Here is a 22348-nt window from a genome sequence, read left to right as displayed (position 1 = left end):
ATGCAACCGACATGTCGCCTGCGGGCGGCTCGAATGGCGAAAGGGAGGCAAGTCAGATGACTCGCATACGCAGATGGGCACCGCAGCTCGCGCTGGTCGCGGCCACGGTGATGGGGCTCGCGACAGGGGCGGCAAGTGCCGCCGACAAGCCGAATATCCTGGTGATATTCGGCGACGACATCGGCCAGACCAATATCAGTGCCTACTCGATGGGGGTGGTCGGCTACCAGACCCCCAACATCGACCGCATTGCCAAGGAAGGCATGCTGTTCACCGACTACTACGCGGAAAACAGCTGCACCGCCGGCCGCTCCAGCTTCATCACCGGGCAGACGCCACTGCGCACCGGCCTGTCCAAGGTCGGCGCACCGGGGGCGCCGGTGGGCCTGCAGGACCGCGACATCACCATCGCCCAGGCACTCAAGTCGCTGGGCTACGCCACCGGGCAGTTCGGCAAGAACCACCTGGGCGACAAGGACGAGTACCTGCCGACCAAGCACGGCTTCGACGAGTTCTTCGGCAACCTCTACCACCTCAACGCCGAAGAGGAGCCCGAGCGCCCCTACTGGCCCAAGGACCCGAACGACCCCTACGTGAAGAACTTCAGCCCGCGCGGGGTGATCCACGCCTTCGCCGACGGCAAGATCGAGGACACCGGTTCGCTCAACAAGAAGCGCATGGAAACCATCGACGATGAAACCACCGGCGCGGCCGAGGAGTTCATCAAGAAGCAGGTGGCCGCCGACAAGCCGTTCTTCGTGTGGATGAACACCACGCGCATGCACGTGTACACCCATGTGCGCGACTCGATGAAGGGCCAGAGCGGCATGCCCGGCAACGAGTACGCCGACGGCATGCTCGAGCACGATGGCGACGTGGGCAAGCTGCTCAAGACCCTCGACGACCTGAAGATCGCCGACAACACCATCGTGATCTACACCACCGACAACGGGCCCAACCAGTTCTCCTGGCCGGACGCGGCGACCACGCCGTTTCGCAGCGAGAAGGACTCCAACTGGGAAGGCGCCTTCCGCGTGCCGGCGATCATCCGCTGGCCGGGCAAGATCAAGGAAGGCACGGTGTCCAACGAGATGTTCTCGGGCCTGGACTGGTTCCCCACCCTGCTGGCGGCTGCCGGTGACACCGGCGTGAAGGACAAGCTGCTCAAGGGCTGGGCACCGACTGCCGGTGGCAAGAATTTCAAGGTGCACCTGGACGGCTACAACCAGCTGCCCTACCTCACCGGCCAGCAACCCAAGGGCGCACGTGACGAGTTCTACTACTTCAACGACGACGGCGACCTGGTGGCGATGCGCTTCGGCGACTGGAAGGCGGTGTTCTGCGAACAGCGTCGCCCCGGCGGCTTCGAAGTGTGGCAGGACCCGTTCGTGTGCCTGCGCGTGCCGAAGATCTTCAACCTGCGCATGGACCCGTATGAGCGCGCCGACGTGGTCTCTGACCAGTACAACGACTGGCTGGCGAAGAACGTCTACCTGACCGGCATCGCCACCATGAAGGCCTCGGTGTTTCTCGAAACCTTCATCGACTACCCACCCAGCCAGCACCCGGCCAGCTTCAGCGTCGACCAGGTGCGCAAGCAGGTGGACGCGAAGATCGAGGAGAAGATGAAGCAAGGCAAGCAATAGGCGGCAAGCTGCACACGGATGCCTCGTCCCTGACGGGGCATTTTGCCGACTGCGATACCCGCCCAACCCGCCAATCTGCTGCTAGGCTCAAGCACTGGTTGTCCCTCCCGCGAGGGCGTGTTCCCAGCACTCACCACAAGGCCCCTTGCCCTGATGCCGGTCGCCAGCCGCTCCTCCCGACACGCCAAAGCCCCCGCCGCCTGCGCTCCACCCCGCACACTGCACCTGGCAGCGACCCTGCTGCTGGTCTCCGGCAGCGCGGCGCTGATCTATCAGGTGCTGTGGATCAAGCAGCTGTCACTGGTGGTGGGGGTGGAAGTGCATGCGATCACCACCGGCATCAGCGCATTCTTCGCCGGGCTGGCGCTGGGCGGCTGGTGGCTGGGGCGTCACGCCGATCGGCTGCGCCAGCCGCTGCGCCTGTATGCGCTGCTCGAACTGGCCGTGGCCGTGGTCGGCATCGCGGCCACCCTGGCCCTGGGCAGCAGCGCCGGGTTGTTCGCCCGCCTGCAGGGCAGCATCGGGCTGCTGGCCTGGGCGCTGCCGTTCAGCCTGGTTGCCCTGCCGGCGCTGCTGATGGGCGGCACCCTGCCGGTGCTGGTGCGTGCCGTGACCGCGCAAGGGGCAACGGCCGGACGCGCCGGCGGGCAACTGTACGCGGCCAACACGGCCGGGGCGATTGTCGGCACCCTGCTCGCAGCCTTTGTGCTGATCCCGCTGCTGGGGGTACGCGGCAGTGCCTGTGCCGCCGCCGTGCTCAACCTGCTGGCCGGGGCCGGTGCACTGTGGCTGCTGCGCCTGACACCGGACGTCGAAGCCGACACCGTGGTAACCGCCAGCGCCCCGCGCAGCCCGGCGGCGCGCCTGGCCCTGGCCCTGTACGCGGTGGCCGGGGGCATTGCGCTGGGCTATGAGGTGATCTGGTCACAGGCCCTGGTGCAGTTCATGAGCACCCGCACCTTCGCCTTTGCGGTGATGCTGGCCACCTACCTGGCCGGGCTGATGCTGGGCAGCGCACTGATTGCCCGGCGCGTGGAGCGGCTGCGCGACCCGTGGGCCACCTTTGCCGTGCTGATCGGTGCGGCGGGGCTGCTGGCGCTGCTGGAAATCGCCGGGCTGGGGCGCTGGCTGATCAGTGCGCAGACCCAGGCCGAAGCGCTGGTACTGGGCCTGGGCGGCAGCGCACTGGCGGGCATGAGTGCCCGCTTTGCGGTGGTGGCGGTGAGCGTCGTGCTGCTGCCCACCACGCTGCTGGGGGCGGCGTTTCCGGTGGCGCTGCGCCTGGCCTGCGCGCCGGGCCATGCGGGGCGCGACGTGGGCGCGGTGGTGGCGCTCAACACCCTGGGCGGGATTGCCGGGGTGATGCTGTGCGGGTTCGTGCTGGTGCCCGCGCTGGGGCTGGTGCGCAGCCTGGGGGTGCTGGCGGTGCTGGCGGCAGGGGTCGGGGTAATCGCGGTCGTGGCAGGTGCGGGCCTGGCCGCTTCGCCGGCAAGGCCAGCGCCTGCAGGTACAGGCTCAGGATCTGCTCGAACCCTGTGGGAGCGGGCTTGCCAGCGAACAGGCGCGCTCAGTCAACCCAGATTCATCGCCCTCTACGCCATTGCCCTGGCCAGCCTCCTGACCGCCCTGCTCACCCCACCCCAGCGCCTGGCCAACCTGCTGCCCGGCGCGCGCAGCGGCGAGCTGGTGTTCTATCAGGAAGGCCGTGGCGCCACGGTCGCCGTGGTCGAACAGCACAAGCCCCAGGGCAGCTTTCGTCGCCTGTACATCCAGGGCGTGTCCAACACCGGCGATGCCATGCCGTCGCTGCGCTACATGCGCCTGCAGGCCCTGCTGCCGCTGTTGATCCACAACGGCGAGCCGCGCTCGGCGCTGGTGATCGGGCTGGGCACCGGCATCACCGCCGGCGCCCTGCTGCGCTACCCGGGCCTGGAACAACGCGTGGTGGCCGAACTGCTGCCGGCGGTGGTGCACGCCTCGACGCTGTTCCAGGGCAACTACCACGCCGCCGACGATGCGCGCCTGGACATCCGCCTGCGCGACGGGCGCCGTGAACTGCTGGCCAGCCCGCAGCCCTACGACCTGATCACCCTGGAGCCACCGCCCCCCTCGGCAGCCGGCGTGGTCAACCTGTACTCGCGTGACTTCTACCAGCTGGCCGCCAGCCGCCTCAACCCCCAGGGCCTGGTCGCCCAGTGGCTGCCGCTGCCCACCCAGAACATCGACGACAGCCGTGCCCTGGTGCGCAGCTTCATCGACGTGTTCCCGCATGCCTCGCTGTGGACCACCGAGTTCCATGAAATGCTGCTGGTCGGCTCGCTGCAGCCGGTGCGCCTGGACCTACCGCGCATCAGCGCGCGCCTGGCGCAACCCCCCGTGCAACGCACCCTGGCCGAGGTGGGCGTGGACTCGCCGGCCGCACTGCTGGCCACCTGGGTCACCGACCGCGCCGGCCTGGAGCGCTTTGCCGCACAGGCCCCGGCCGTCACCGACGACCAGCCACGCATCGAGTACGCCCCCTGGGTGCGCAGCGACGAGATCACCCGGGTGTTGCCGGCCCTGCTGGCGCTGGGCAGCCCGGTGCCGCTGGAAGGCGCCGATACCCTGGCGAGCCTGCGCCTGAACGACCAGCGCCAGCGCCTGCAGCGCTTCTATCAGGTGGGCCTGAGCGCCTACCGCGGCCAGCGCGACACCTGGGCGCGACAGGTTCAGGGCGTGATGCGAGAAGATGGCAGCAACCCGTACTACCGTTGGTTCCTGGGCATGCCGTGAAGCGCGCCGCCTGATTGAAGCGCCCCTTACCCCAACAGCATGGACGTCTGCATGTCGAAAAAGCGCGCCGTTACGCCGCCCCAACAGCCCCCCGTGCGCGGCTCCAGCCTGCTCTGGCCGGTGCTGGCCGGGGCGGTCCTGCTGGCCCTGCTGGGCACCTGGTTCGCCCTCGACCGTGCCCCGGCACGCCTGCCGGTGGCCGCGCAGAGCACGCCACCAGCCCCGCCAGCGCCAAGCAGCCCCGCCCCGGTGCTGGTCGACGAAGCCACCTGCCAGGGTTGCCATGGCGAACAGGTTCGCCAGTGGCAAGGTTCCCATCACCAGCTGGCGATGCAGCCGGCCACCGCCCAGACCGTGCTGGGCAATTTCGCCGACGTGCAGTTCAAGAGCGACCGCGAGACCACGCGCTTCTTTCGCCAGGGCGACCGCTTCTGGGTCAACACCCCAGGCGCCGACGGCCGGCCCCAGGATTTCGAGGTGGCCTATGCCTTCGGCATCGAGCCTTTGCAGCAGTACCTGATCGATACCGGCGGCGGGCACCTGCAGGCGCTCGGGGTGGCCTGGGATACGCGCCAGCAGCAGTGGTTTCACCTGTACCCCGGCCAGGGCGTGGACTTCAAGAACCCGCTGCACTGGAGCAAGCCGCAGCAGAATGCCAACTTCATGTGCGTGGAGTGCCATACCACCGGCTTCAAGCGCAATTTCAACGCTGCCAGCGCCACCTTCGACAGCCACTGGAACAGCCTGGGCGTGGGGTGCCAGGCGTGCCACGGCCCGGCCTCCGGGCACCTGGCGTGGGCGGCGCAAAAGCCGGCCAGGCAGGTTGCCCATGCCGGCTTCCAGCAGAGCCTGGTGGAGGGTGGCAACCTGGCCGAAGTCGAAACCTGTGCCCGCTGCCATGCGCGCCGCGCGCCGCTGGGCGATGGCTTTCACAACGAGCGCCGCCTGATGGACGACTACCTGCCCAGCCGCCTGACCCGCGAGCTGTATGAGCTGGACGGCAAGATCAAGGACGAGGTGTTCGAGTACGGCGCCTTCACCCAGAGCAAGATGTTCGCCAAGGGCGTGCGCTGCAGCAATTGCCACGAGCCCCACAGCACCCAGCTCAAGGCACCGGGCGACGGGGTGTGCCTGCAGTGCCACAACCCTGCGGGCAAGACCGGCGTGGCCGGGGTCGACGGCGCCGGGCTCAAGGCCCGCGACTATACCGCCACCGAACACCATCACCATGCCCCTGGCAGCCCTGCGGCGCAGTGCGTCAGCTGCCACATGCCCGGCAAGTTCTACATGGTCAACGACTATCGCCACGACCACGGCTTCAGCATTCCGGCACCGGCCCAGGCACTGGCGCTGGGCACGCCGGATGCCTGCCTGGGGTGTCACAAGGGCAGTGCCGGGCAGCGCGTCAGCGAGCAGTTCGCGCTGTGGTACGCCGACCGGCCCTCCGACACACTGGCCTATGCTGCCAGCCTGGACCTGCTGCGCAGCGGCAAACCCGGTGCCGCCCAGGCGCTGCTGACGCAACTGGCCAACCGCGAACTGCCGGCAATCCGCCGCGCCACCCTGCTCGCCGAACTGCCCAACTACCCGAGCGAACGTACCCTGCAGGCGGCGCGCAGCGCCCTGGGCGACAGCGCACCGCAGCTACGCGCCGCGGCGGTGGAAGCCCTGGCCGCGCTGCTGCCCCCGCAACAGCGCAGCATGCCGCTGGCCCCCTTGCTGCGTGACCCGGTGCTGGCCGTGCGCATCGCGGCCGCCTACGCCCTGCTGCCGGCACGGGCAGCCGGGCTGGGCGCGGCGCAGGCGGCGTTCGAGCAGGCGCTGGGCGAATACGAAAGCGTGCAGCTGAGCCTGCTCGAACGCGCCGAAGCCAACCTCAACCTGGCCCTGCTGTACCAGGCCAACGGACGCACCGATGCGGTCGAGCCGTACCTGCGCAGCGCGGTGCTGCGCGACGCCGACTTCCTGCCGGCCCGTGTGGCCCTGGTGCAGTGGCTGGACAGCCATGGCCGCCAGGACGAAGCACGCACGCTGCTGGAAGACAGCCTGCGCCAGCACCCCGACTCGGCGCTGCTGCAGCAGGCCCACGGCCTGGCCCTGATTCGCCAGGGCCGTCGCGACCAAGCGCTGGTGGCGCTGCGCAAGGCCGTGCAGCTGGCCCCGCAGAACGCCGGCTACGGGTATGTGCTGGCGGTGGCCCTGCACGATCAGGGGCAGCGCGAGCCGGCAATGCAACAACTGTGGAGCAGCCTGCAACAACAACCGTTTAACCGTGATGTTCGGCTGGCCTTGATGCATTATCTGCAACAGGCCCGGCAGGTGGACACAGCCAATGCCCTGCTCGAGTCGCTGCGCCAGCTCAACCCCTACGACCCGATGCTGCAACCGCGCCCCGCCAGCGGGAGCTGAGGGCCTGCAAAAAATTTGATGAAGGCAATATCGAACTAGAATCAGGCCTGCACACTCAGATGCGCATGTGCCTTACCTACCCTGCTCAGGAGCTTGTCCAAATGGCTGCACTGCAACCTGTCACCCTCACCGCCATCCGCACCCACCAGGCCTCCCTGGTAGCCGAATGGCTGGCCGGGCTGGACGCATCGGGTGCCACGCGCAACCTCAAGGCCGACGACCTCAAGCGCCAGACCGAAGAGTTTCTCGACCTGCTGCACGCCGGCCTGCAGAACGGCGATGCCAGCAACCTCAACGCCGGTGCCTGGGACGAGGTGCGCCTGTTCCTGGAAAAGCTCTCCCATAGCCGCGCCCTGCTCGGCCAGGACTCGCAGCAGACCGCCACCTTCATCTTCTCCCTCAAGGGCCCGCTGTTCGCCCTGCTGCAGCGCGAATACAGCGAGCAGCCGGCGCAACTGGCCAACCAGCTGCTGCAGGTGTCCGAACTGCTCGATGCCCTGGGCCTGCACACCATCCGCACCTTCCAGAAATCCCGCGAGGCGGTGATCAAGCGCCAGCAGGAAGAACTGCTGGAGCTGTCCACCCCGGTGGTCAAGCTGTGGGACGGCGTACTGGCACTGCCGATGATCGGCACCCTGGACTCGCAACGCACCCAGGTGGTGATGGAATCGCTGCTGCAGCGCATCGTCGACACCGGCTCTGAAATCGCCATCATCGACATCACCGGTGTGCCCACCGTCGATACCCTGGTGGCCCAGCACCTGCTCAAGACCGTGACCGCCATCCGCCTGATGGGCGCCGACTGCATCATCAGCGGTGTACGCCCGCAGATCGCCCAGACCATCGTGCACCTGGGCCTGGACCTGCAGGGCGTGGTGACCAAGGCCAACCTGGCCGACGCCCTGAAGCTGGCCCTGCATCGCCTGGGCCTGTCCGTCGCCAAGGCGGGCTGAAGCCATGGAGCGCATCCCGATTCTGCAAATCGGCGAATTCCTGCTGGTGACCATCCAGGTCGACATGCATGACCAGCTGGCCATGACCCTGCAGGACGACCTGTCCGAGCGCATCAGCGCGACCTCGGCCAAAGGCGTGCTGATCGACATCTCGGCGCTGGACATGGTCGACTCCTTCATCGGCCGCATGATCGGCACCATCTCCGGGGTGTCGCGCATCATGGACACGCAGACCGTGCTGGTGGGCATGCAGCCGGCCGTGGCGATCACCCTGGTCGAACTGGGCCTGACCCTGCCCGGCGTGCGTACCGCGCTCAACGCCGAGCGCGGCATGCGCCTGCTCAACAACTCGGCTGCACCGCAATGAGCGCCGAGCAAAGCGGCACCCAGCCCATCCTGCTGGAGCAGGATGTGGTACGTGCACGGCAACTGGCGCGCACCCTGGCCCAGGGCTGCGGCATGAGCCTGATCAACCTGACCAAGCTGGTCACGGCGGTCAGCGAGCTGGCCCGCAACGCCGTGGTGTATGGCGGCGGTGGCCACATGGACTGGCAGGTGGTCGAGAAGGACCATCGCAAGGGCCTGCGCCTGACCTTTCGCGACGAAGGGCCGGGCATCCCCGACATCAAGCTGGCCATGACCGATGGCTGGACCAGCGGCGGCGGCCTGGGCCTGGGCCTGACCGGGGCCAAGCGCCTGGTGGACGAGTTCGAACTGGATACCGCCCCCGGGGCCGGCACGCGCGTGACGATTCTGCGATGGGCCTGAGTATCCTGGGCAGCCTGACCCAGGTGCTGCCGATAGAAGACGAGAGCCAGGTCGGTCATGCACGGCGCAGCGTGCAACGCCTGGCCGAACAGCAGGGTTTCGATGCCACCGACGCCGGGCGCGCCGCGCTGCTGGCCACCGAGCTTGCAAGCAACCTGCTCAAGCATGCCGGGCGCGGTGAACTGCACCTGCGGGTGCTGCCCAACAGCGGCTACAGCGGGCTGGAACTGATCGCCATCGACCGTGGTGCAGGCTTCGACCTGCACCACTGCCTGGCCGACGGGTTCTCCACCGGCGGTACCCAGGGCATCGGCCTGGGCGCGATCAAGCGCCTGGCCGATGTGTTCGATGTGTACGCCGACAGCCGTGGCGCCGCCGTGCTGGCGCGCCTGTACCCGCGCAGCAGCGCGGCCTGCGACCTGCGTTGGGGCGCCAGCCAGCACAGCCTGCATCACGACCCGGCCTGTGGCGATGCCTGGTACCTGGCCTACGACGGCCAGCGCATCAGTGCCCTGGTGGTCGACGGGCTGGGCCACGGCGAGCTCGCCGAACGGGCCGCCCACGCCGGCACCCAGGCCTTTGCCCAGGCCCCGTTCGCCGACCCCGCGCAGGTGCTCGAGGCAATGCACGTCAACATGCAGGGCACCCGTGGCGGCGCCGCGGCCTTCGCCCAGTACGACAACGGCGCGCTGCGTTTCAGCGGCGTCGGCAACATCGGCGCGCACCTGCTCGCACCCGGTAGCAGTCGTGGCCTGGCCTCGCACCCGGGTATCGTCGGCGGGCAATTCCGTCGCGTGCGCCCCTTTGACTATGCTGATGTGCATGCCAACCTGCTGGTGCTCTACAGCGACGGGCTGCAATCGCGCTGGGACCTGCAGCAGTATCCTGGCCTCATGCATCAGCACCCGGCACTGATCGCCGCCGTGCTGCATCGCGACTTCTGCCGAGGCCGCGATGATGTCACCGTACTGGTTGTTGCCCTGGAGACCCTAAGTGGCTGATTCCCCTACCCTTGCCGACACCGAGGCGCAGGCGCTGATCGCGCGGCTGCGTGAAGAGGGCGACGCCCTGCGCGCCGAACTCGAAGAAACCAACCAGGGCGTGCTGGCCCTGTATGCCGAGCTGGATATCCAGGCCGAGCAACTGCGCCAGGCCTCGGACCTCAAGAGCCGCTTCCTGTCGTACATGAGCCACGAGTTTCGCACGCCGCTGGGTTCGATCCTGAGCATCGCCCGCCTGCTCAGCGACGAGCTGGACGGCCCGCTGAGCCCCGAGCAGCACAAGCAGGTGACCTTCGTCAGCAATTCGGCGCGCGAACTGAGCGACATGGTCGACGACCTGCTCGACCTGGCCAAGATCGAGGCCGGGCGCATCACCATCTCGCCGGCCTGGTTCGACATGCTCGACCTGTTCGCGGCCCTGCGCGGCATGTTCCGGCCGATCGTCGATGCCTCGGCGGTCGACCTGATCTTCGAAGAGCCCCAGGGCCTGCCGCGCCTGTACAGCGACGACAAGAAGCTGGCGCAGATCCTGCGCAACTTCATTTCCAACGCGCTGAAATTCACCGCCCGCGGCGAAGTGCGGGTGTCGTCGCAACTGGAAGACGACGGCCAGATCCGCTTTGCGGTGCACGACACCGGCATCGGCATCCCGGGCGAGTTGCACGACACGCTGTTCGAGGACTTCGCACAGATCGACTCGCCGCTGCAGAAGCGCCTGCGTGGCACCGGCCTGGGCCTGTCGCTGTGCAAGCGCTTCGCGGCGCTGCTGGGTGGCCGGGTCGGGGTCGAGAGTACACCCGGGGTCGGTTCGACCTTCTACGTAGTGATCCCCTTGGCGCTGGCCCAGGAGCCTGGTGATGAAGCCTGACATCCGCCTGCTGATCGTCGACGACAACATCGTCACCCGCTATGCCCTGCGCCGGCGCCTGGAATGCCATGGCTACCGCATCGACGAGGCCGGCACCGGTGGCGAGGGCCTGGAGCTGATTGCCAGCCAGACCTACGACGCGCTGATCCTGGATGTACACCTGCCGGACATGAGCGGCTTCGATATCGTGCGCATCCTGCGCGCCACCCCGGCCACCGCGTTGCTGCCGGTGATCCACGTATCGGCGGCCGCCATCGGTACCGGCGACATCATCACCGGGCTGGACGCCGGGGCCGACGCCTACCTGATCCACCCGGTCGACCCCGAGGTGTTGCTGGCCACCCTGCGCACGCTGCTGCGGGTACGCGATACCGAGCAGGCACTGCGCGAGAGCGAGGCGCGCTTTCGCGAGATCTTCGTCAGCACTGCCGCGCCCATCGCGCTGCTGGGCACCGGGCTCAAGGTGCACGAATGCAACCAGGCGTTCGCCCAGCTGATCCAGGACAACCTGAGCCCCGACACCCTGGTCGAGTGCTTTGCCGACGACCAGCAGCCGGTGATCGACGAACTGCTGCGCAGGCTCGGCACCCGGGACCGCTGGAAGGGCCTGCTGCACATGCGCGTCAACGGCCAGCTGCGCGAGACCCAGTGGCAGGTGTCGCCCTACCGCAGCGGCGAGTCGAGCCTGATCTTCGTCGAGGACGTGACCGAACAGCGCCACCGCGAACGCACCCAGCGCGCCGAACTGGACAGCGCGACCACCCTGCTGGCCCAGGAAGTGGCCGAGCGCGCCCGTACCGAGGCGCAGTTGCTGCAAGTGCAGAAGATGGACGCACTGGGCAAGCTTACCGGCGGCATCGCCCATGACTTCAACAACATGCTCACCGGCATCATCACCAGCCTGGAGCTGATCAAGAAACGCATCGAGCAGGGCCGCGTCGACAAGGTGCAGCCCTACGCCGACGCTGCACTGGGCGCCGCCATGGGGGCCGCCACCCTGACCCACCGCCTGCTCGCCTTTGCACGCCAGCAACCGCTGGACCCCCGCCCGGCCGACATCAACCAGCACATCCGCTCGTTGGAGGAACTGCTGCGACGCACCATCGGCGAACACATCAGCCTGCACCTGAACCTGAGCGAGCACCTCAGCGTGGCCCTGGTAGACCCGATCCAGCTGGAGAACGCCGTGCTCAACCTGGTGATCAACGCGCGCGACGCGCTGCCCCAGGGTGGCAACATCTGGATCAGCACCTACGCGGCGCACACCCAGGACGACCTCAAGCTGGCCGATGGCGCCTACGTGGCATTGTCGGTGCGCGACGACGGCAGCGGCATCGCCCCCGAGGTGATCGGCAAGGTCTTCGACCCGTTCTTCACCACCAAGCCCATCGGCCAGGGCACCGGGCTGGGGCTGTCGACCATCTACGGCTTCGCCCGCCAGTCGGCCGGCGACGTGCAGATCCGCAGCACCGGCGGGCGCGGTACCGAAGTGACGCTGCTGCTGCCGGCCAGCCAGAGCCCGCTGTTGAGCATCACCGAACCCACACCCGACACCGTGATCAGTACCGCCGGCGAGCATGTGCTGGTGGTCGAGGACATGTCGGTGGTGCGCAGTTTCGTCTGCGAGGTGCTGACCGATGCCGGTTACCGCTGCACCCCGGCGCCGGACGTCGAAAGCGCCCTGCAGAAACTGCATGCCGACCCGAGCATCGCCCTGCTGCTCAGCGACGTGGGCCTGCCGCACATGAACGGGCGCGAGCTGGCCAATGTCGCGCGCATGCTGCGCCCGAGCCTGCCGGTGCTGTTCATGACCGGCTACGCCGAGAACGCCATCGACCGGCAGCATTTTCTCGGTGAGCGCATGGACATCGTCACCAAGCCGTTCCAGATCCACGAACTGCTGGACAAGGTTCGGCGCAGCCTCGACGCCTGAGCCGACTCAGCCCAGGGCCCGGGCCAGAAACGGCGCGGTACGGCTGTGGGCACTGGCCGCCACCTGCTGCGGCGTGCCACAGGCCACCAGCGTGCCGCCCTGATCTCCCGCCCCCGGGCCGATGTCGATCACCCAGTCGCTCTGGGCCACCACGCGCATGTCGTGCTCCACCACGATCACCGTATGCCCGGCATCCACCAGGCGCCCCAGTTGCAGCATCAGCCGGTCGATATCCTGCGGATGCAGGCCGTTGGTGGGTTCGTCGAGCACATACAGGGTGGCCCCGCGGGCCATGCGCTGCAGTTCGGTGGCCAGCTTGATGCGCTGCGCCTCACCGCCCGACAGCTCGGTGGCCGGCTGGCCCAGGCGCAGGTAGCCCAGCCCGATTTCGTGCAGCACCGCCAGGGCACGCTGCACCGCCGGCTGCTGCTCGAACACCGCCAGGGCCTGGGTCACCGTCAGTTGCAGCACCTGGGCGATGTTCAGGCCCTGCCAGGTGACCGCCAGGGTCTGCGGGTTGTAGCGGGCGCCATGGCAGGTGGGGCACGGTGCGTAGACGCTGGGCATGAACAGCAGCTCGACGCTGACAAAGCCTTCGCCTTCGCAGGTGTCGCAACGGCCCTTGGCCACGTTGAACGAGAAGCGCCCGGCGTCGAAGCCCTGCTCGCGGGCCGCATCGGTGGCGGCGAACAGTTTGCGCACGTGGTCGAACAGGCCGGTGTAGGTCGCAAGGTTCGAGCGCGGGGTACGGCCGATGGGCTTCTGGTCCACCTGCACCAGCCGGCGGATGTGCTCCAGGCCCGCCGTGACCTGGCCGCCGCTGGCCTGCGCCACGTCATCCTCCAGGCTCTGCTCCTGGGGCTCGCTGGGCGCAGTGGCCTGGCCCAGGTGCGCGCCCACCAGCTCCAGCAGCGCCTGGCTGACCAGGCTGGATTTGCCCGAGCCGGAAATCCCGGTGACGGCCGTGAAGCACCCAAGGGGGAAGGCCGCATCGAGGTTGTTCAGGTTGTTGCGCGTCACGCCCTCCAGGCGCAGCCAGCCGCCGGGTTCACGCGGGATGCGCGGCACGGCGGCCTGGGCGCCGAACAGGTAGTTGCGGGTCTGCGAGGCCTCGACCTCGGCCAACCCGGCCGGGGGCCCGCTGTACAGCACCTGGCCGCCCTGCTCGCCCGCCGCCGGGCCCACGTCCACCAGCCAGTCGGCGCGGCGCATGGTGTCCAGGTCGTGCTCGACCACGAACACCGAATTGCCCGCGGCCTTGAGGCGCAGCAGGGCCTCGTACAGCGCCTCGCCATCGGCCGGGTGCAGGCCGGCCGAGGGTTCGTCCAGTACATAGATCACGCCGAACAGCTGCGAGTTGAGCTGGGTGGCCAGGCGCAGGCGCTGCAGCTCGCCCGAGGACAGGGTCGGCGTGCTGCGCTCCAGGGCCAGGTAACCCAGGCCCAGGTCGATCAGGGTGGCCACCCGTTCGAGCAGGTCCTGGGCGATGCGCTGCGCGGCCAGGCGTTTTTCCAGCGAGAGGTTGGGCGTGTGGCGCACGTCCGGGCCGCCGGCATGGGCGTTGTCGCCCCTGGCCGCGCGCTGCTGGCGGGCGTCACGGGTTTGCGCGTGGGTCAGCACCGCACCCTGCTCGTCGCCATGCTCGACATAGGTGGCGCTGGCCACCGGCTTGAGCACCTCGGCCAGCTGCAGCAAGGGCAACTGCGCCAGCTCGGCAATGTCCAGCCCGGCGAAGGTCACGGTCAGGGCTTCGCGCTTGAGCCGCTTGCCCGCGCACAACGGGCAGGCGCTGGCCCGCATGAACTGGCTGACGCGCTTGCGCATCAGCGCGCTCTGCGAATGGGTGAAGGTGTGCAGCACATAGCGCCGCGCGCCGCTGAAGGTGCCCTGATAGCTGGGTTCGAGCTTGCGCTTGAGGGCGTCGCGGGTCTGGGCCGGGGTCATGCCGGCATACACCGGCACGGTGGGGGTCTCTTCGGTGAACAGGATCCAGTCGCGCTGCTCCTGGGGCAGGTCGCGCCACGGAATGTCGACGTCATAGCCCAGGGTCACGAGGATGTCGCGCTGGTTCTGGCCCTGCCACGCCAGCGGCCACGAGGCCACCGCACGCTCGCGGATGGTCAGCGACGGGTCGGGCACCATCGAGGCCTCGTCCACCTCGTAGACCCGGCCCAGGCCGTGGCACTCGGGGCATGCGCCCTGGGGCGTATTGGGCGAGAAGTCCTCGGCATACAGCATCGGCTGGCCGTCCGGGTAACTACCGGCGCGCGAATAGAGCATGCGAATCAGGCTCGACAGCGTGGTCACGCTGCCCACGGAGGAACGCGCGCTGGGGGTGCCGCGCTGCTGTTGCAGGGCCACCGCCGGCGGCAGGCCTTCGATGGCGTCCACATCCGGCACCCCGACCTGGTCGATCAGGCGTCGCGCATAGGGCGCCACCGACTCGAAATAGCGGCGCTGGGCCTCGGCATACAGGGTCGAGAACGCCAGCGACGACTTGCCCGAGCCGGACACGCCGGTGAACACCACCAGCGCATCGCGGGGGATGTCCACATCCACGTTCTTCAGGTTGTGTTCGCGCGCGCCGCGCACCTTGACCATGCCGGCCGGGCCGGCATGGGGCGTGGTGGATCGAGGTGAATTCATGGTCGGACCTTGGTCGGCGAGGGTCTGGAATTGGAGCGGCGTGCGCGGCGGAACGTTCCACCGCCGCCCAGGGGCCTCAGCTCAGCGCGGCCCGCAGGCGTTGACGCAGGCGCGAGCCGAACACGTTGATCAGCAACCCCACCATCACCAGCACCCCACCCCAGCATTGCAGGGTACTCAGGCGCTCACCCAGCAGCAACGCCGAGGAGCTCAGCCCCACCACTGGCACCAGCAGCGAAAACGGTGCGACCTTGCCCGCCGGGTAGCGCGACAGCAGGCCGCTCCACAGGCTGTAGCCGAGCATGGTGGCGATGAAGGCCAGGTACGCCAGGGCCAGGATCGAGTTCAGGCCGATGCCGCGCAGCGAGCTTTCGATCAGCGCCGGCCCTTCGAGCCACCACGACAGGGCGAAGAATGGCAACGGCGGGATCAGCGCGCCCCAGATCACCAGCGCCACCAGGTCGATGTTGCCGAAGCGGCGCGTGATGATGTTGCCCATGGCCCAGCATGCGGCGGCGCACAGGGTCAGCACCAGGGCCAAAAATGGCACGTGGCTGCCGTTCTCGCTGCCGATCAGCGCCAGGCCCCCGGCGGCCACCAGCAGCCCCAGCAGGCTGGCGGCGCGCAGCCGCTCACCGAGAAACATCGCGGCAAAGAACAGCGTGAAGAAGGCCTGCGACTGCAGCACCAGCGACGCCAGGCCCGGCGGCATGCCGTTGCCCATGGCCTCGAACAGAAAGGCGAACTGGCCCAGCGAGATGGTGGTGCCGTAGGCCAGCAACCAGCGCCACGGCAGTTGCGGGCGCTTGATGAAGAAGATCGCCGGAAACAGCACCAGCACGAAGCGCAGGCCACCCAGCAGCATGGGCGGCAGGCCGTCGAGGCCGACCTTGATCACCACGAAATTCAGGCCCCAGGCGACGATCACCACCAGCGCCAGCAACAGGTCCTTTAACGGCATTCTGCCCTCACCAATTTGTAATATTTCGAAACAGCATATCCTTATTCCCGGGTTCAGTTATACCCGTCGGCGGCGCATGCCTGTGTGACCAGCAGCTGCCCGGCAGCCCACACCACAAAAAACGCCGCGCAACCTGCAGAACCATCGTATAAATACCGGCCCGGTGCCTAGCGCCCGTCCTGCCAGAGGCCAGTCTCCATGCCCCTCAAACCCTTCTGCGGTGCCAAACTCGCCCTGCTGTTCCACGACCACCTGCTGACCTACAAGCGCGACGTGAAAAGCACCATCCCCTTCCCCGGCTGCTGGGACTTTGCCGGCGGGGGGCGCGAAGGTGATGAGACCCCGGTGGAATGCGCGCTGCGCGAGCTGGACGAAGAGTTCGCCCTGCGCCTGCCCCCCGAACGCATCGAATGGCGCCGCAACTACCCCAGCCTGGCCAGACCCGGCTGGGAGTCCTGGTTTCTGGTGGGGCACATCACGCAGGGGGAAATCGATGCCATCGAATTTGGCGACGAAGGCCAGTACTGGCAGATGATGCCGATCAGCGATTACCTGAAACACGCTGAAGGTGTGTGGTATCTGCAGGATCGGCTGCGGGACTATCTGGCGCAGGCCAGTTGAAACCGTTGGGTGGCGATCCACCCGGCAGGAACGGATTGCGCCGGCGCAAGGGCCGGCGCGGCGGGTACTTACATGTGGCTGTGGTCGTGCATCGAGTGCTCGCCGTGACCGTCGGTGGCGGTCAGCGAACGCACCGGGGCGTCGACCTTGATCGACTCCTTCTGGCCCTTGGCGTCTTCGACGATCAGGGTCAGCGGCACCGTGTCGCCTTCCTTCACCTGCTTGACCAGGCCCATCAGCATCACGTGGTAGCCATTGGTGTCGAGCACCACCGGCTTGCCGGCGGGCAGGTCCAGCGCCTTGACTTCACTCATGCTCATCACATCGTTGTGCATCTGCATCTGGTGCACTTGCACGGTCTTGGCCACCGGCGACTCGACGCCCACCAGCTTGCTGTCGGTGCTGGCAGTGAGGGTCATGAACGCACCGGTCGACTGCTGCTGCGGCACGCTGGCGCGCACCCAGGGCTCGCCCACGGTGGTCTGGGCAACGGCGGGCAGCGCCGCACCGAACAGGGACAGCAACGCCATCGCGCCAAGCGCGTGTTTCACGGGAGAACGCATTAACAAACCTCCATTACGGTAAGCAGGTCTTCGGTGCATTCCCTGGCATTGAGGGAGTGCGAGAGGCCAAGGCGCAGCACGCCACGCGAGTCGAACACGTAGCTGGTCGAGCTGTGGGAAATGGTATAGGTGTCGCCGGCCGGCACCTTCTCGTAGAACACGCCGAATTCCTTGGCCACTGCGGCCGTCTCTTCCAGGGTACCGGACAGCGCCACGAACGAGGGATCGAAGGCCTTGACGTAGGCGTCCAGCACTTCGGGGGTGTCGCGTTCGGGGTCCAGGCTGATGAACACCACCTGCAGGAAGTCGGCGTCGCGGCCCATCAGCTTCTTGATCTGCACCGCGCGGGCCAGGGTGGTGGGGCACACCGCCGGGCATTGGGTGAAGCCGAAGAACACCATCGGCATCGAGCCCTGGAAGCTCGACAGGGTCATCACGTTGCCTTGCGGGTCCTTGAGCTTGAAGGTGCGGCCGAGGATCTTGTTGCTCAGGTCCTTGCCGTATTTGAAGTCCAGCGCGCCGGAGTTGTTGCAACCTGCCAGGGCACCGAGGCCGAGCAGGCCGAGCCCGGCGATCACCGTGCGCCGGGTCAGTAAATCGTTCATGTAACCATCCTTTTGGGAAGGTGCCGGCCCCGAGAGCGGGAGCCTTGTGCAAGGGTTTTGCGAGGCGGCATTTTGTCACGCAGGGTCGACGGGTTCCAGCGCGCAGCGCCAGATGGGTGCGGTCTGATGTCGCAGCATGGCAGTCAAGATTGTAAGGAAGATTTACCGAGCAAATAGAAATGTTATACAGTAACCATTCAATTCGCCCCCTCTGCCTGCGACCTTTCCATGACTAGCGCTACTGCCCTCCCCGCCGCCAGCAAACCAAGCCAACGCCTGCTGTCCATCGATGCCCTCAGGGGCCTGGTGATCCTGTTCATGCTGCTGGACCACGTGCGCGAAACCTTCTTCCTGCACCGCCAGGTCAGCGATCCGATGGCCATCGACAGCACCGAACCTGCGCTGTTCGTCAGCCGTACGCTGGCCCACCTGTGCGCCCCGGTGTTCGTGCTGCTGACCGGTCTGTCGGCCTGGCTGTATGGCCAGAAGCACCAGGGCCGGGGCGATGTGTCGGCCTTTCTGTTCAAGCGCGGGCTGTTTCTGGTGGTGCTGGAGTTCACCTTGGTGAACATCGCCTGGACCTTCCAGCTGCCACCCAGCGTGATCTACCTGCAGGTGATCTGGGCCATCGGCATCAGCATGATCGCCCTGGCGGCCCTGGTGTGGTTGCCGCGCCCGCTGTTGCTGGTGCTGGGCGCCGCGATCGTGGCCGGTCACAACCTGCTCGACGGCCTGCACTTTGCGCAGGGCTCTGCGCTGCACGTGCCGTGGGCGATCCTGCATGACCGCGGCTGGCTCGAGTTCTCCGACAGCCTGCGCCTGCGTACCTCGTACCCGGTGCTGCCGTGGGTCGGCGTGATCGCGCTGGGCTACGGCCTGGGCCCCTGGTTCGCCCACTCGATGCCGGCCGCCACGCGCCAGCGCCGTCTGCTGCTGGCAGGCCTGGCAACCCTGATCGGCTTTGTCGCCCTGCGCCTGCTCAACGGCTACGGCGAGGCGCCATGGACGGTTCAGGCCGATACCGCGCACACCCTGATGAGCTTCTTCAACATCACCAAGTACCCGCCCTCGCTGCTGTTCCTGGCCCTGACCCTGGGGGCTGGCCTGCTGTTGCTGCTGGGCCTGGAGCGCGCCGGGCAGCGCCGGTGGATCAGCACCCTGGCGGTGTTCGGCGCCGCACCGATGTTCTTCTACCTGCTGCACCTGTATGTGCTGAAAGTGGCGTACCTGGCCTGCGTTGCACTGCTGGGCCTGAACCAGGGCAATTACTTCGGCTTCGATGGTATCTGGGCGGTGTGGCTGACCGCCGTGCTGCTGGCCGTGTCGCTGTTCCCGCCGGTGCGCTGGTTTGCCGCGTTCAAGGCCCGCCGTCGCGACATTGCCTGGCTCAAGTACCTCTGAGGCTGGCGGGGTTTTGTTTCCCTGCGGGCGGCGTGATCGACTACCATGCCGCCCGCCGGTTTCCACACGGAATCAATAGGGAATCCGAGACGCCACTGCATGGCGTCAAACGGAACTGCCCCCGCAACTGTAAGTGCCGAGCCTGCTCCTGAAATGCCACTGGGTGACCCCCGGGAAGGCCGGAGCCAGGTGACGACGCACCAGTCAGGAGACCTGCCGGCACAGCAACAATCACTAACCGGCGGGGTGTCCGGGGAGTACATCTGTGCCGCGAGCGCCCCGCGCGCCGAACGGCCTTGCCCTGCCCGCGCGGCAGCGCCTGTCGATGTGTTTCCAGGTTGTACACCCCTGCCCGTGTACGGTTCGAATGGAGATCGCATCATGCAGTTGCCCCGCCTTGTCACCCTGCTCGCGGGCCTGGGTCTGTCGACCCTGGCCCAGGCCGCCCCGACCCACTACCCGCTCACGCTGCAGAACTGCGGCATGCCGCTGACCTTCCAGCACGCGCCCGACAGCGCCGTGACCATCGGCCAGGCCGGCACCGAGATGTTCTACGCACTGGGCCTGGGCGACAGGCTGGTCGGCACCTCGCTGTGGTTCAACGATGTGCTGGCGCAGTACAAGGTGCAGAACGACAAGGTCGAGCGCCTGGCCGACAACGACCCCAGCTTCGAGGCGGTGATCGGCAAGCGCCCGCAACTGGTGGCGGTGCAGCTGGAGTGGATGGTCGGCCCGCAGGGCGTGGTCGGCACCCGCGAGCAGTTCCATGAGCTGAACATCCCCACCTACCTGATGCCGTCCGACTGCGAGGGCAAGGACAACCTGGTCGGCGCCGACGGCACCCGCCTGGAGCCGTTTCGCATCGACAGCATCTACAACAGCATCAGCCAGCTGGCCGAGATCTTCGACGTGCAGGCGCGTGGCGAGCGGTTGAACAGCGAGCTCAAGGCACGCCTGGCCAAGGCTGCCGCCACCGTGAAGGGCAAGGATCTGAAGGACACCAGCGCCCTGTTCTGGTTCTCCAGCGCAGACCTGGACATCGACCCGTACGTGGCCGGGCGCAAGGGTATCCCCGACTACATGCTGCAGACCCTGGGCGTGCGCAACGTGGTGCAGTCCGATGAGGAATGGCCGACCGTGGGCTGGGAAACCATCGCCAAGGCCAACCCCACCTTCCTGGTGATCGCGCGCATGGACCGTCGTCGCTTCCCGGCAGATGACTACCAGAAGAAACTCGAATTCCTGCGCAGCGACCCGGTCACGCGCAACATGGACGCGGTCAGACACAACCGCATCGTGATTCTCGATGCGCACGCCATGCAGGCCAGCACGCGCCTGTTCAGCGGCATGGAGACCCTGGCCTCGGCCATCAACGGCTTCGACCTGGCGCCATGACAGGCAGCGTTGTGCGCGGCCTGCTCGCGTGCCTGGCCCTGCTGCTGGCGATACTGGCAGGGGTGGCGATTGGCGAAACGCCGATCGCCCCCTCGGTGGTGCTGCAGGTGCTGGCCAACAAGCTATGGGCCGCCGGGCACCTGCTGGACCCGGTCGATGAAGGCATCGTGTGGAACTACCGCCTGACCCGTGCGCTGGTGGCCGCCGCCTGCGGCGCGGGGCTGGCCACCTGCGGGGTGGTACTGCAGTCGCTGCTGCGCAACCCGCTGGCCGACCCGTACCTGCTCGGCATCTCGGCCGGCGCCTCCACCGGCGCGGTGCTGGTGGCGCTGCTGGGGCTGGGCGCGGGGGCGATCACGCTGTCGCTGGGCGCCTTCGTCGGGGCCATCGCGGCCTTCGCGCTGGTGGCGCTGCTGGCCCGTGCCAGCGGGCCGTCCAACAGCACGGGGCAGATCATCCTCGCCGGGATCGCCGGCTCGCAGCTGTTCAACGCGCTCACCGCCTTTCTGATCACCCGGTCGGCCAGTGCCGAGCAGGCGCGCGGCATCCTGTTCTGGCTGCTGGGCAACCTCAGTGGCGTACGCTGGCCGTCGGTGTGGCTGGCGCTGCCGGTGGCGCTGGCCGGCCTTGCGGTGTGCGTATGGCATCGGCGGGCGCTGGACGCCTTCACCTTCGGCAGCGACTCGGCCGCCTCGCTGGGCATCCCGGTACGCCGCGTGCAGGTGCTGCTGATCAGCTGCGCGGCGCTGGTGACGGCAGTGATGGTGTCGATCGTGGGCGCCATCGGCTTTGTCGGGCTGGTGATTCCGCATGCGATGCGGCTGCTGTTCGGTACCCCCCATGCGCGCCTGCTGCCGGCCAGCGCGCTGGGTGGCGCGCTGTTCCTGATTGCCGCCGACGTGCTCTCGCGCACCCTGATCAAGGGCCAGGTGATTCCGGTGGGGGTGATCACGGCGCTGGTCGGCGCACCGGTGTTCGCATTGATACTGATTGGCCGCAGGAGCGCCCGATGAACGCTGTCACCCACCCGCTGGATGAAGCTGCACTGCGCTGCACCGGGCTGGGTTTGAAGGTGCGCGATGCCGTGCTGCTGGACGCGGTCGACCTTGAGGTGCGCCGTGGCGAGACCCTGGGTATCGTCGGCCCCAACGGCTCGGGCAAGTCCACCCTGCTCAAGCTGCTGGCCGGGCTGCGCACGCCCACCTGCGGCGAGGTGCAGCTGGGCAGCAACGCGCTCAGGCAGCTGCTACGCCGCGAGGTGGCGCGGCGGTTGGCAGTGGTCGAGCAACAGGCCGACACCAGCGATGCGATCAACGTGTTCGATGCCGTGGCCCTGGGCCGCACGCCGTGGTTGTCGGCGTTGCGCCCGTGGTCGGCAGACGATCACGCCATCGTGCAGCAGGCCCTGGCCGACGTGGATGCCACCCACCTGGCTACACGCAGCTGGCGCAGCCTCTCCGGTGGCGAGCGCCAGCGCGTGCACATCGCCCGGGCCCTGGCGCAACGCCCGCAACTGCTGTTGCTCGACGAGCCGACCAACCACCTCGACATCCAGCACCAGCTGGGCATTCTGCGCCTGGTTCAGGCGCTGCCGGTGACCACCCTGATCGCCCTGCACGACCTCAACCAGGCCCTCACCTGCGATCGCCTGGCCGTGCTCGAGCGCGGGCGCCTGGTGGATGTCGGCCCGCCGTTGCAGGTGCTGACCCCGCAACGCCTGCAGGCCACCTTCGGGGTGCAGGCGCACTACCTGACCGACCCCTTCGACGGCGCGCAGATCCTGCGCGTTCGTTCCCCTTGACCTGA

The 22348-nt window shown here is 67.7% G+C and carries 18 protein-coding genes and 1 riboswitch; of the genes, 14 read left to right on the top strand and 4 right to left on the bottom strand.

Features of this window, described 5'->3' with window-relative positions:
- The first annotated feature begins 56 nt into the window (after nucleotides 1-56).
- The 9 genes from DN388_RS08665 (at nucleotide 57) to DN388_RS08625 (ending at nucleotide 12350) form a co-directional block, all read left to right on the top strand.
- Nucleotides 57-1646 carry an arylsulfatase gene (locus DN388_RS08665; protein ID WP_043859768.1) on the top strand — a complete coding sequence of 530 codons (1590 nt, stop codon included), beginning with the start codon at nucleotides 57-59 and terminating at the stop codon, nucleotides 1644-1646.
- 153 nt (nucleotides 1647-1799) lie between these two features.
- Complete coding sequence (locus DN388_RS08660) at nucleotides 1800-4418, top strand: fused MFS/spermidine synthase (RefSeq protein ID WP_254998792.1); 2619 nt, start codon at nucleotides 1800-1802, stop codon at nucleotides 4416-4418.
- 51 nt (nucleotides 4419-4469) lie between these two features.
- On the top strand, nucleotides 4470-6827 hold the full coding sequence (locus DN388_RS08655; protein ID WP_254998791.1) for a cytochrome c3 family protein: 2358 nt from the start codon (nucleotides 4470-4472) through the stop codon (nucleotides 6825-6827).
- A 101-nt stretch (nucleotides 6828-6928) separates the two neighbouring features.
- A complete protein-coding gene (locus tag DN388_RS08650) occupies nucleotides 6929-7780 on the top strand; it encodes an STAS domain-containing protein (protein ID WP_054915144.1) in 852 nt (283 codons plus the stop codon).
- 4 nt (nucleotides 7781-7784) lie between these two features.
- A complete protein-coding gene (locus tag DN388_RS08645; RefSeq protein WP_043861203.1) occupies nucleotides 7785-8147 on the top strand; it encodes an STAS domain-containing protein in 363 nt (120 codons plus the stop codon).
- Entirely contained in the window at nucleotides 8144-8548 is a 405-nt protein-coding gene (locus tag DN388_RS08640; RefSeq protein WP_043861202.1) for an anti-sigma regulatory factor, read from the top strand. The genes DN388_RS08645 and DN388_RS08640 overlap by 4 nt, the downstream gene beginning before the upstream one ends.
- Entirely contained in the window at nucleotides 8539-9549 is a 1011-nt protein-coding gene (locus DN388_RS08635; protein WP_254998786.1) for an ATP-binding protein, read from the top strand. Before DN388_RS08640 ends, DN388_RS08635 begins: the two co-directional genes overlap by 10 nt.
- On the top strand, nucleotides 9542-10417 hold the full coding sequence (locus DN388_RS08630; RefSeq protein WP_043861201.1) for a sensor histidine kinase KdpD: 876 nt from the start codon (nucleotides 9542-9544) through the stop codon (nucleotides 10415-10417). Before DN388_RS08635 ends, DN388_RS08630 begins: the two co-directional genes overlap by 8 nt.
- Entirely contained in the window at nucleotides 10407-12350 is a 1944-nt protein-coding gene (locus tag DN388_RS08625) for a response regulator (RefSeq protein WP_254998782.1), read from the top strand. Before DN388_RS08630 ends, DN388_RS08625 begins: the two co-directional genes overlap by 11 nt.
- A gap of 6 nt (nucleotides 12351-12356) precedes the next feature.
- Here DN388_RS08625 and DN388_RS08620 read toward each other — a convergent pair whose 3' ends face one another.
- Both DN388_RS08620 and DN388_RS08615 read right to left on the bottom strand, forming a co-directional pair.
- A complete protein-coding gene (locus tag DN388_RS08620; protein WP_254998775.1) occupies nucleotides 12357-14996 on the bottom strand; it encodes an excinuclease ABC subunit UvrA in 2640 nt (879 codons plus the stop codon).
- 76 nt (nucleotides 14997-15072) lie between these two features.
- Nucleotides 15073-15957 (bottom strand): EamA family transporter, encoded by an 885-nt coding sequence (locus DN388_RS08615; protein WP_054915147.1) that lies wholly within the window; start codon nucleotides 15955-15957, stop codon nucleotides 15073-15075.
- Between the two features lie 198 nt (nucleotides 15958-16155).
- Between DN388_RS08615 and DN388_RS08610 the strand changes: the two genes are divergently transcribed.
- Nucleotides 16156-16578 (top strand): NUDIX hydrolase, encoded by a 423-nt coding sequence (locus tag DN388_RS08610; protein WP_043861197.1) that lies wholly within the window; start codon nucleotides 16156-16158, stop codon nucleotides 16576-16578.
- A gap of 68 nt (nucleotides 16579-16646) precedes the next feature.
- On the opposite strand, the gene DN388_RS08605 is transcribed toward DN388_RS08610, so the two are convergent.
- Together DN388_RS08605 and DN388_RS08600 are read right to left on the bottom strand one after the other, a co-directional pair.
- Nucleotides 16647-17141, bottom strand: a complete 495-nt coding sequence (locus DN388_RS08605; RefSeq protein ID WP_043861196.1) for a copper chaperone PCu(A)C — start codon at nucleotides 17139-17141, stop codon at nucleotides 16647-16649.
- Nucleotides 17141-17746 carry an SCO family protein gene (locus DN388_RS08600; protein ID WP_054915148.1) on the bottom strand — a complete coding sequence of 202 codons (606 nt, stop codon included), beginning with the start codon at nucleotides 17744-17746 and terminating at the stop codon, nucleotides 17141-17143. The genes DN388_RS08605 and DN388_RS08600 overlap by 1 nt, the downstream gene beginning before the upstream one ends.
- 228 nt (nucleotides 17747-17974) lie before the next feature.
- Between DN388_RS08600 and DN388_RS08595 the strand changes: the two genes are divergently transcribed.
- From DN388_RS08595 to DN388_RS08580, 4 genes are all read left to right on the top strand, one after another.
- Nucleotides 17975-19147 (top strand): DUF1624 domain-containing protein, encoded by a 1173-nt coding sequence (locus DN388_RS08595; protein WP_254998762.1) that lies wholly within the window; start codon nucleotides 17975-17977, stop codon nucleotides 19145-19147.
- A 39-nt stretch (nucleotides 19148-19186) separates the two neighbouring features.
- Nucleotides 19187-19383: riboswitch (cobalamin riboswitch) on the top strand.
- Between the two features lie 145 nt (nucleotides 19384-19528).
- On the top strand, nucleotides 19529-20542 hold the full coding sequence (locus DN388_RS08590; protein WP_058541263.1) for an ABC transporter substrate-binding protein: 1014 nt from the start codon (nucleotides 19529-19531) through the stop codon (nucleotides 20540-20542).
- On the top strand, nucleotides 20539-21555 hold the full coding sequence (locus DN388_RS08585; protein ID WP_254998759.1) for an iron ABC transporter permease: 1017 nt from the start codon (nucleotides 20539-20541) through the stop codon (nucleotides 21553-21555). The genes DN388_RS08590 and DN388_RS08585 overlap by 4 nt, the downstream gene beginning before the upstream one ends.
- On the top strand, nucleotides 21552-22343 hold the full coding sequence (locus DN388_RS08580; RefSeq protein WP_254998757.1) for an ABC transporter ATP-binding protein: 792 nt from the start codon (nucleotides 21552-21554) through the stop codon (nucleotides 22341-22343). Before DN388_RS08585 ends, DN388_RS08580 begins: the two co-directional genes overlap by 4 nt.
- Nucleotides 22344-22348: the final 5 nt, after the last annotated feature.

The organism is Pseudomonas sp. S12(2018) (assembly GCF_024355235.1).
GTDB lineage: Bacteria > Pseudomonadota > Gammaproteobacteria > Pseudomonadales > Pseudomonadaceae > Aquipseudomonas > Aquipseudomonas palmensis.
The sequence above is the reverse complement of the archived record's forward strand: the minus strand, read 5'-3'. Positions and strand labels throughout refer to the sequence as shown.

Bases quoted from the DNA above. Each gene is read 5' to 3' on its own strand.
- DN388_RS08640 (WP_043861202.1), top strand. From the start codon at position 8,144: ATGAGCGCCGAGCAAAGCGGCACCCAGCCCATCCTGCTGGAGCAGGAT.
- DN388_RS08620 (WP_254998775.1), bottom strand. From the start codon at position 14,996: ATGAATTCACCTCGATCCACCACGCCCCATGCCGGCCCGGCCGGCATG.
- DN388_RS08650 (WP_054915144.1), top strand. From the start codon at position 6,929: ATGGCTGCACTGCAACCTGTCACCCTCACCGCCATCCGCACCCACCAG.
- DN388_RS08635 (WP_254998786.1), top strand. From the start codon at position 8,539: ATGGGCCTGAGTATCCTGGGCAGCCTGACCCAGGTGCTGCCGATAGAA.
- DN388_RS08580 (WP_254998757.1), top strand. From the start codon at position 21,552: ATGAACGCTGTCACCCACCCGCTGGATGAAGCTGCACTGCGCTGCACC.
- DN388_RS08595 (WP_254998762.1), top strand. From the start codon at position 17,975: ATGACTAGCGCTACTGCCCTCCCCGCCGCCAGCAAACCAAGCCAACGC.
- DN388_RS08600 (WP_054915148.1), bottom strand. From the start codon at position 17,746: ATGAACGATTTACTGACCCGGCGCACGGTGATCGCCGGGCTCGGCCTG.
- DN388_RS08665 (WP_043859768.1), top strand. From the start codon at position 57: ATGACTCGCATACGCAGATGGGCACCGCAGCTCGCGCTGGTCGCGGCC.
- DN388_RS08585 (WP_254998759.1), top strand. From the start codon at position 20,539: ATGACAGGCAGCGTTGTGCGCGGCCTGCTCGCGTGCCTGGCCCTGCTG.
- DN388_RS08605 (WP_043861196.1), bottom strand. From the start codon at position 17,141: ATGCGTTCTCCCGTGAAACACGCGCTTGGCGCGATGGCGTTGCTGTCC.
- DN388_RS08590 (WP_058541263.1), top strand. From the start codon at position 19,529: ATGCAGTTGCCCCGCCTTGTCACCCTGCTCGCGGGCCTGGGTCTGTCG.
- DN388_RS08655 (WP_254998791.1), top strand. From the start codon at position 4,470: ATGTCGAAAAAGCGCGCCGTTACGCCGCCCCAACAGCCCCCCGTGCGC.
- DN388_RS08645 (WP_043861203.1), top strand. From the start codon at position 7,785: ATGGAGCGCATCCCGATTCTGCAAATCGGCGAATTCCTGCTGGTGACC.
- DN388_RS08625 (WP_254998782.1), top strand. From the start codon at position 10,407: ATGAAGCCTGACATCCGCCTGCTGATCGTCGACGACAACATCGTCACC.
- DN388_RS08610 (WP_043861197.1), top strand. From the start codon at position 16,156: ATGCCCCTCAAACCCTTCTGCGGTGCCAAACTCGCCCTGCTGTTCCAC.
- DN388_RS08660 (WP_254998792.1), top strand. From the start codon at position 1,800: ATGCCGGTCGCCAGCCGCTCCTCCCGACACGCCAAAGCCCCCGCCGCC.
- DN388_RS08615 (WP_054915147.1), bottom strand. From the start codon at position 15,957: ATGCCGTTAAAGGACCTGTTGCTGGCGCTGGTGGTGATCGTCGCCTGG.